At 40.7% G+C, this 8,924-nt stretch carries 9 protein-coding genes and 3 pseudogenes; 6 read left to right on the top strand and 6 right to left on the bottom strand.

The annotated features are described in order from the left end of the window. Positions 1-200 (top strand): annotated as a pseudogene (locus ACWPAB_RS12175) (hypothetical protein); the annotation flags it as partial. An 8-nt stretch (positions 201-208) separates the two neighbouring features. On the opposite strand, the pseudogene ACWPAB_RS12170 reads toward ACWPAB_RS12175, so the two are convergent. Both ACWPAB_RS12170 and ACWPAB_RS12165 read right to left on the bottom strand, forming a co-directional pair. Then, positions 209-601: pseudogene (locus ACWPAB_RS12170) on the bottom strand (hypothetical protein); the annotation flags it as partial. After that, positions 591-1,652: a replication initiator protein A gene (locus ACWPAB_RS12165; protein WP_016381830.1), complete on the bottom strand. Its 1,062-nt coding sequence runs from the start codon at positions 1,650-1,652 to the stop codon at positions 591-593. The pseudogene ACWPAB_RS12170 and the gene ACWPAB_RS12165, both read right to left, overlap by 11 nt. Positions 1,653-2,154: 502 nt before the next feature. Here ACWPAB_RS12165 and prgP point away from each other — a divergent pair. The 5 genes and pseudogenes from prgP to ACWPAB_RS12140 all read left to right on the top strand — a co-directional run bounded on the left by prgP (position 2,155) and on the right by ACWPAB_RS12140 (position 5,033). After that, entirely contained in the window at positions 2,155-3,078 is a 924-nt protein-coding gene (gene prgP / locus ACWPAB_RS12160; RefSeq protein WP_003606337.1) for a ParA superfamily DNA segregation protein PrgP, read from the top strand. Then, positions 3,059-3,337: a DNA segregation protein PrgO gene (gene prgO / locus ACWPAB_RS12155; protein ID WP_002820004.1), complete on the top strand. Its 279-nt coding sequence runs from the start codon at positions 3,059-3,061 to the stop codon at positions 3,335-3,337. Before prgP ends, prgO begins: the two co-directional genes overlap by 20 nt. A 387-nt stretch (positions 3,338-3,724) precedes the next feature. After that, positions 3,725-4,228 carry a hypothetical protein gene (locus tag ACWPAB_RS12150; protein ID WP_003581373.1) on the top strand — a complete coding sequence of 168 codons (504 nt, stop codon included), beginning with the start codon at positions 3,725-3,727 and terminating at the stop codon, positions 4,226-4,228. Positions 4,229-4,282: 54 nt separating this feature from the next. Beyond that, a pseudogene (locus tag ACWPAB_RS12145) lies at positions 4,283-4,510 on the top strand (hypothetical protein); the annotation flags it as partial. 19 nt (positions 4,511-4,529) lie between these two features. Next, positions 4,530-5,033, top strand: coding sequence for a hypothetical protein (locus ACWPAB_RS12140; RefSeq protein WP_012537722.1), 504 nt, complete (start codon positions 4,530-4,532; stop codon positions 5,031-5,033). 528 nt (positions 5,034-5,561) lie between these two features. Here ACWPAB_RS12140 and ACWPAB_RS12135 read toward each other — a convergent pair. From ACWPAB_RS12135 to ACWPAB_RS12120, 4 genes are read right to left on the bottom strand one after another with little or no spacing between them, the layout of a single operon-like run. After that, positions 5,562-6,053, bottom strand: a complete 492-nt coding sequence (locus ACWPAB_RS12135; RefSeq protein ID WP_016381832.1) for a PTS sugar transporter subunit IIA — start codon at positions 6,051-6,053, stop codon at positions 5,562-5,564. Between the two features lie 34 nt (positions 6,054-6,087). Beyond that, positions 6,088-6,948 carry a MurR/RpiR family transcriptional regulator gene (locus ACWPAB_RS12130; RefSeq protein ID WP_016381833.1) on the bottom strand — a complete coding sequence of 287 codons (861 nt, stop codon included), beginning with the start codon at positions 6,946-6,948 and terminating at the stop codon, positions 6,088-6,090. An 18-nt stretch (positions 6,949-6,966) separates the two neighbouring features. Continuing rightward, positions 6,967-7,857, bottom strand: coding sequence for an N-acetylmuramic acid 6-phosphate etherase (gene murQ / locus ACWPAB_RS12125; protein WP_016381834.1), 891 nt, complete (start codon positions 7,855-7,857; stop codon positions 6,967-6,969). After that, a complete protein-coding gene (locus ACWPAB_RS12120; RefSeq protein WP_016381835.1) occupies positions 7,857-8,918 on the bottom strand; it encodes a MupG family TIM beta-alpha barrel fold protein in 1,062 nt (353 codons plus the stop codon). Before ACWPAB_RS12120 ends, murQ begins: the two co-directional genes overlap by 1 nt. Positions 8,919-8,924: the final 6 nt, after the last annotated feature.

Here is an 8,924-nt window from a genome sequence, read left to right as displayed (position 1 = left end):
ATGACGTATTCAATGCCATCCTTTACTCGCTTACTACAGGGTGCCAATGGCGTGAATTACCGCAACGATAGATCGTTGAACGTTCATGGAGTTGGCTAGACAAATGTCGGCGACTTTGGAAAAACTGTGAACGTGCCCTTAACAGCAGTCTTCAAATAGTTGTATTGGCCTTCCTGAAGATAGTTCTTAAAAGATACTAGACAGGTTCTAAATCATCAGGGACTAGCCAATAGTATTTGGTCGGTCGAATGCGCTTGGGCGTCATGAAATAGCCTGCCATTATGGTGACTTTCCCCAGCACCTTGACGTGACGATTGCGATGCTGTGTAAAGGCATTTAACTCAGTATCAGTTTTTGTTTGTTCCTGGGTCAAACGCTTTTTAATGGCGGCATAGCTGTGCTTTTTAGCTTCCTCGGCACGCTGATTAGCAGTTTTCTGTGCCTCTGCCAGAATATCCTCACGTTCATACGGATCACTGGTTTGAATCATAAGCAAGTGCAGACCGGCACGTTCTGCCTCAGTTAGCTCTTTGAGGTTTTTGAGCGCCACCTCTTCCGGAAAGGCTTCACGTTTCCGTTGATTAAACTCTTTAGAACTCATTAGGGTCGCCTCCATTAGCTGTCATGAGTGATTTATTCCAGTATGCCACCAAGGTCTCTTTCATAGCACCAAACAAGTAATTTTCGACGTTGTTAATTTTTTTACTGTCAGAACGTAGGATGTTGAAAAAGCGCCGCATAGTCTTGTTGATCATTTCTTGGCACTGCGGATCATCAAGTACGATTGTCGTTCCTTCATGTTCCCTTTCTACAGCCTTTTTGGCATTTAGAATAATACCGAGGAACCTGTGCATTTGTTGTGGTGATTGGCACCAAAGACTAAGTAGTTCCACGCCTTCTTTGTTGAGAAAGAGGCCACCTGTTATTGATTCAGGCAGATAGTTTCTGGCATTTTTTACGAGATCTTGATTTTGCTTTTTAATGATCTCAGGTGAATATCGATTTGTGGAAAAGTCCAGTTTTTCTGTCTCTTTATTGTCTCTAGTATTTATGTCTAAGTCTTTATATAGATCGTGACCTATTTTCGGAAGTCTGCTTTTATCAAGGGTTTGAGACATGTTAGTAGCGAACTCATACTGACTTCTGATTTTCGGAAGTCTTTTGTTACCAAGGCTTTGAGCGGTCTCATACTGACTTCTGATTTTCGGAAGTCTGCTTTTATCAAGGGTTTGCGCTGTTTCACTAGTTTCTTGTGAGCGTAAATAACGATCTTGTGGATTAACGGACAGGTCAGCTAAATATAGACGGTTTGGTAATTGACGACCAGCACTAGGCTGAAAACCCATCCGCTTTTGAAGTAAAAGATGAGCGGTCTCAAGCTCCTTCTTAATTTTAGCAACTTTGGTGTTAGAACAATTGAATAAGCTCTTTAGTTCCTCGTTAGTAAATATAAAATATACATGATTCTCTTCGTCTACTAGGTGATTCTTGAGAGAATATTCGAGCCGATCCTTTAACACCATGTAAGCTAGTTTGGTATCACTACTTAATTTGGAATATTGGCTACCGTACATTAATACTTTTGGAAATTGGAAAAAGAGATTACCGTAAACGCTATCTGCTTTGTAGAACTTAAATGAGTCTTGAGCCATGGTATGTACCTCCGTCTTTGCTGGTTTATTTGTTCAGTCACAAAAAAAGACTGAACAGCTTCTACCAGCTATCCAGTCCTCGTGCCTGTACATTGAAATTTAGCAAGAAAGTTGCTAAAATGATGTCACAAGCTGAAACTTGATTGCTAAAGATAATTCTTCCGCCAAGTCGGATTGTCTTTAGTGGGTAGCTGGTACAAGCTACCGTGATCCCCGATCCTGATGGATAGGGGCTTTTTTTATGTCAAAAAGCTTTGTAAGTGGTTGCACAAAACTTCTATTACAGTCATTGTACAAATCTCCTAAATTTAAATCAAGCGTTTTGCGGAAATATATATTGTGCGATTGTTGATATTAGTGCTATACTAGCATTATCAGATATATTTGATATATCACGTATAGGCAATATACTCGCTATATTCGGAATATCACAAATATAGGATATATCAAATATATCAGATATATTTGATATAACGAACACAGAGGAACTGGAGTGATTGAAATGGAAGAAAAACATGATGGTCGAGTGGTGGTCTTAACCAATATGAAGGGTGGCATAGGGAAAACAACCGACAACGACCTATTGGCGGTTGTTGCATCTCAGATGTTTGGAAAGAAAGTTCTCCTAATTGATTATGACCAACAGGGAAACACAACGGCAAATATCTCGAGGACATTCGACGTTCCTGTTTTTGAACGATCGTTTGCTAAGGCTGTTATGGTTAAAGATTTTGAGTCCGGCATAACACAGGTTAGTCAAAATTTGTACATTATGCCAACGAGCATAACCTCAAAAGAATTGAACGACTGGTTGAAAGATACTTACAAAGACGAATATTCACAACATCTAGCTTTTGTCGATCCACTAAACAAGTTGCGCCAACAGTTCGATTTAATTCTTTTTGATTGTCCACCAAGCACCGATCATGTTGTTGATGCTGTGCTTACAGCTGCTGATTATGTGATTCCTCTCCAAGAATTGAAAGCCTTCGCCATGGAATCAACAAGCAAGTTTATCAATGAAGTTTTGATGCCGATAGTCACCTCCTATGCAGAAGAGTCCCGAGTTCAAATATTGGGTATAATTCCTGTGCTTTGGTCACGACGCCGTGATTTACAGATGAATCATTATAATGACTTGTATACCAAGTATGGCGAGGAGAACATTTTTGCTACGCCAATCAAGTCTTCTGACCGACTTGAACTATTCGGGGAAACGGGCATACAGTTGAACGATTATGTTGATAGGCGTATGTGGAGTGTTTTCGCAGATATTTTTTGTGAGATGAATGACCGGATAGCTTATTACGAGTCAACCGGCGATATGGAAGGATTTTCCTATACGCCTCAATACTCGGATGCTGTCCAAAACAAGGTTCTTCCAAAAGGAAAGGAGATAGAGATTAATGGCATTACTACCAAGTAGCAAGGAAGCAAGAAAGCATCTGACTGCAGAAAATATTAAAATTACGGACGACGTAAAAACGAACATAGCTGGTAAAAAGTCTATGTCGAAAAAACGGCGGCCAATACAAGTAGATGCGGATGTGCTACAGAAATTTCATGGTGTGGCCTATGCGATGGACATACCGATGTATGAAGTAGCAAGGTTAGCTATTGCTGCCTTACAGCATACACTCACAGCAGCAGAGCTTGAACGTTATGATGTTAAATTGAAGAAGTAGCACGTTAGGCTCAATAAATATATCTGCTATACGCAATATACAGAGCACACGCGCTATACGCGATATATACAATATATTCTGTATATTGTGTATAGCAGGTGTGCTTGGCGTGTACCTCGAAGACGCGCAAGCGTTTAGGTATACTAAATATACCCAGCATATCTAATATATCAGATATAGTAGATATATTAGATATATGAGGGCTTTGAGACGTGTGCTGTACTTGTAAATGATGTCCATGATCCCCATACAGGAAGTGATCCGAAGAACAGACTTGAAAAGACCGTTAGTTGGTGGTAGCAATGAATTTAACAATTTGATGCCGATATTAGCACCAAATCATAGGCTAATTACGTCATGGTTTAATAATTATTAGGGGGAGCATGTTTGGAATCATTAATTCGACGAAGGATGCAATCACTAAAGAAACTGACGGATAATGGCAAAAAAACAATCTCAATCATTCAGTTACAAGGTTATGTACAAAATGTTTCTTTTAAATTTGAGGAATCAGCGAACGTTGTTGAGTTAGCAAGACTAAAGAACCTTAACTTGCCAACAGATTATATTGAGTTTCTTTCAATTTCGAACGGAATGTTTCTATTTTACACAGAAATCTCAGGTTTCCCGATGGGATATGCCAGTGAAGTGTATTCAATTGACAAAGTGATTGCTGAGCGGAAGGCATTGCCCAAAAGTTTTAATAATATGATTCCGATTATGCATATTAGAGATGTTGGTGACATGTATATTAACGAGGAACAGCGCAGACTAGGTAAACCGTATTTAACATATCCAGGGATGCAGGCCAGCCAATGCTTTGATCTCTCTTTCTCAAAATGGTTAGATAGATACATGGTAGCTGGTGGCAATGAGTTTTGGAATTTTTAGCGATTTAAAGGAGCTGATTAAATGCTCTTTTTGGAATATTTGCATCAGATCGACTCATTGAGTATTGAGATATACACTAAACCAAATGGATTGGGGATCCCAGCTGAGGATTATAAACCAATTTATGTTCCCGTTTCTGAACATGAACCAAACCTGGAGTGGATTCCTTGGGCGGCAGGAGCTGTTGTATTAATAGCAACAATTATTATGGCTCCAGAAGTAGCGGATACGCTTGTTGGAACGGCTGCTAAACTATTACCAGCGACATTCATTGCTGCTTAGCTTTTAAGGAGGCGATTAATTGGGGTTGTTACAATTAATGCTTGGTGTGCTTGGATTCACAGTGTTATTAAGTTCTCTTTTTTTGACAATATTGGTACGGCGACAAGCTGCGCATCAAAAGCGTAGTGAAGCCTATATAGAAGTAGCTAAATATCTGGGTGAAAATCCAACTTTATTTAAGAAGGTGAACCAATTAGTCAAATTGGAAAGCACAACAAAGATTTTATCATTGGTGTTTTTCTTAGGTGGCTGGATAGTCTATTCAATAAACGATTTTCTGATAATTTCTTTGGACGATAGTGTCCGTGTAATGATTTTGTGGACATCAATTGTCTTGTTTGTTATCTTAACCATTGTGCAGATGATGCTAGAATTTCGGCACAAAAAATTGTTGGCTTTTCCTCTGTCTAATATTTCTCCAGTAGAGAATACTGCAGGAGAGAAACGCTGGATTCTCAGCAAGATACTGTTAATGATTGGGACGGCGATATTGACAACATGGCTACAGCTTGTGGCTCAATGATTACTAACTGATAAACTTTCAAAAATTGATCCGTTAGATTGTACCCTAGTGTAACTAATGTGAACGGAGAGTATTGTTAGTTACATATAAGTGACCCGAAGACACTCTGGAAATTGAATTCAGCAAGGGACGGTGGTCAGTTTTTTTGCATGTCTTTGACATTTAAACTGTTTAGTTAATTTAATCCCCGTAAAAGTCTAACCAGTTTCATTCTTGATTGGCATATCCGTGTATATAATAGGAAGAAACTCATTTTAAATTGATTAATGAACCGTCAATGAACGCACAAATTAATTGTGTCCGTAACTACAACATAAGAGCCGTTTGAATCCTTGATTGCATAATTAAGTTATCACCCCCGAAGACACGAAAAGATTCACTTTTTTAGCATTGATTATTTCTCAACACTAGAAAGTGTAGACCCGTGATTTATGGAAAAGAGCTCCTCGAGATCAATTTCTCGAGAAGCTCTTTTTTAAATGAAAATATACTTTTGCTTGAGTTCCGTACTGCGGTATATGATTAAAATCAATAAGAAAACTTGGCAAGGTCAGTGCCATGCTTAACAGTCCCGGTTTTGACTAAGTTCAGCTTATCCTTACGCTCAGCGCTGTTCGTCTCCACGACTATGATAGTAGAAAGCTTACCATTCGCTTCAACTTCTTGCCGGTTCATAACGGCTATTTTTTCCCCAGCCTTTACTTCATCGCCTGAATTTACCAGCACCTTAAAGGGTTTACCCTTAAGTTCGACGGTATCGACACCCATGTGGATAAGAATATCACGCCCCTCTGCGGTGCTGATTCCGATACCATGCTTCGTTGCTGCAACCATTGTGACGTTACCACTAACGGGTGCGTAGACGTTATCTGAACTAGGATTGACGGCTACGCCAATTCCCATTGCTCCCTGTGAGAAGACGGGATCTTCAATCGTGTTGATGGGAACGGCAGTGCCATCACTTGGCGCAAGAATTGAATTTGACGCCCAGATGGGATTCTTTTTGAAGAATTTGAACAATATTTATTCACCTCTAATCAATAAAGCTGTGTCTCTACTTCAGAAACTGTTTGATGATCTTGTAGGAGTCTGATAGCGCTGAGACATTTTCGTTAAAATGCAGTTGTAGATATCTATAGAATATTAAGTCGACAACGTATAGCTGTGATAGAAGTGATGTTGTTGCAGCTGTACGAAGGTGGTCGGGACTTTTACCTTCATCTGTTGGGATGACAAGTGTTGCTGTTTTACTAAGCTGGCCTGCTTGCTCCGCTGTGAGCACAATAGTAGGAACGTCGTTTTCTTTACTGGCCTTAGCAAGTTTGATAACTTCTTGAGTTAATCCTGAATTTGAGATTAAAACCATGACATGGTTCATATTTTGTGTCACGATATTCGTCATTGCTTGATGTACATCAGGAGGGTTGAGAACTGGCTTGCCCAATCGACTAAATTTCTGATAGAAGTCATTTGCGACGACTGACGAAGCGCCGATTCCAAATACGCTCATAACATTTGCCCAAGAAAGCAAGTTGGCGGCACTATCGAGAGTCTTGGCTGGAAGACGTCTAGAAGTGGTGGTGATGGCATTCTCTACTCGTGATGAAAGCTTCACTTTGAGTTCTTCAGCCGTATCGTGAGGTGAAATCTCAGAGAACAAGTTAGCGTCTTCAGCGTTGACGACCACATTCTCGCTTGCCAGTTGTAGACGAAATTCGGTAAAGCCCTCATAACCAAGTGCCTTGGCAAAACGAACCACTGTTGCCTGACTAACTTCGCTTTTTTCTGCTAAGACAGAGACATTCATCTTAGGCACATCGTGAACATGAGTCAGAATGTATTGCCCTAATTTTTGTAGGGCAGCTGACATTCGATCTATTTGATCATGAATAGTTGTTAGAATTGTCTCTGCCATACCCAATCACCTCTATCGCTATTGTATCGCACCTCTTACGAAACCGTCCGCATTTTCTAGTCGTGCCTTTGCTTGATTAGCATCAACATTTTTCAAAATCATGACGATGGCGACCTTGACACTGTGATCAGCTAAACCAAGCGTAGATTTGGCTTTGTCATGGCTTACACCAGTGACGGTCTGAATCATTTCGATCGCCCTTTCGATAAGCTTACCGTTGGTTTGTCGAACGTCAACCATCAAGTTTCCGTAAGTCTTCCCAATACGGACCATTGAAGCAGTAGAGAGCATGTTTAGCACCATTTTCTGAACACTCCCTGCTTTTAACCTTGTAGACCCTGAGAGCACTTCAGGCCCAGCTGAAATCTCAATTGCAATATCAGCATGGTTAGAGATTTCAGCATCTTTATTGCATGAGAAAGCAATGGTAGGCGTATGATTCTGCTTAGCATAATCTAGTCCGCCAATAACATAAGGTGTTCTACCACTAGCTGCTATTCCGACAACCACATCATCAGGGGAGAGCTTTCGATCTACTAGGTATTGTTGACCAAGGCCTACATCGTCTTCTGCTCCTTCTACGGCTAATGTCATGGCGGGCATGCCACCAGCGATCAATCCTTGAACCATCTCTGGGTCAGTACCGAATGTCGGTACACATTCAGCCGCATCGAGAACGCCCAGTCGTCCGCTAGTACCGGCTCCAATATAGAAGAGTCGGCCACCTTTTTTAAATTGCCTTGCTATAACATCTATACAATTAGCAATGACGGGGAGTTTTTGGCTAATTGCTTCAGGTACATAGTGATCTTCTTTATTCATTGCTCGAACAATTTCGAGCGTACTCATTTCGTCAAGATTCATTGTTCTAGAGTTCTGCTGTTCAGTCTCTAGTCTGGTGAGATCCATTATTCATCACTAACTTTCTCAATCTTTAATTTTTGATTTGGTTTAATCATTTGTAGAAGCGCAAGATCCTCTTCAATCACACACCCAATTACATTTACTGTCCGGTCAGGTGGTAACGATTTCTTAATGATTTCGAGTTCGCCCATGTAACGTCCTGAAAGGTAATTATCAAGTGTAATAGCCCCTGCATTCCGTACCGTTGCATTAGCCACTTCAACTTTTTCAGTAGCGAGTTGGCGTCCTTCTGTTAATCTAATGCAATCACGAGCCACATCGGCTCGCTGATGAAAGACTTCACTCAAATACTTTGGCGCGTTCGACTTAAGTCTTGCTCTAATTAAGATACATTGTTCCTTTTGTAGACACGCAAATTGTGTCAGCGTTTTATAAGTCACGCCAGGATCACCGAGATAGATATCATCAACGTGAAGCTGAGTTAGCTCAACCGCGGCCGAAAATGGGCTTGCAAATCGGTGTTTTTCAAGTGTTGGCAACGTAGCAAATACTGGTCCTCGTAGAATCGAGTTTCCTGGTATAAAGGCCATCACTGAAAATCCGGCTGCTTGCAACCAGCGATTCTTTTTGTCGAACCAATCGAGGTCAAGCCCCGTTGCTTCTCTTGGATAATAGTTATGCCAAGCTTCGAGATGTTTGAAGTCTGCTCCATTTTGAAGCAGGCGACTGATGTCGATTTCTGAAATAGTACTGGCATTTAGCGCAATCGATAACCGATTGGACAAGGTAGCAATGCTCTCCATATCAATCCCGTCATCGATACGCAGTCTGTTAACGCCAAGACTGATTAGAGGAGTTGGATCATAGACATCAAGCTCTAGTCGTTTATAAGCAGAAGCAGAAATATCGACCGTGAGTTCCAAATTGTTTTCTTTGGCACATCTCCCTAAAGCTGCGAGGTTATGCGTGAGTGTTGCTGGGTCATCTTCTGGTAGATTCAGTGAAGTGAAAATCCCTGAAAAGCCACTATTTGCATATTGCTGAATTCGAATTTCGTCTTGCTTGTTTATCGAATCATGAAGAAATACAGAAAAACCTAATTTCATGGTGTA

This window comes from Lacticaseibacillus sp. 30 (genome assembly GCF_053819265.1).
The sequence above is the reverse complement of the archived record's forward strand: the minus strand, read 5'-3'. Positions and strand labels throughout refer to the sequence as shown.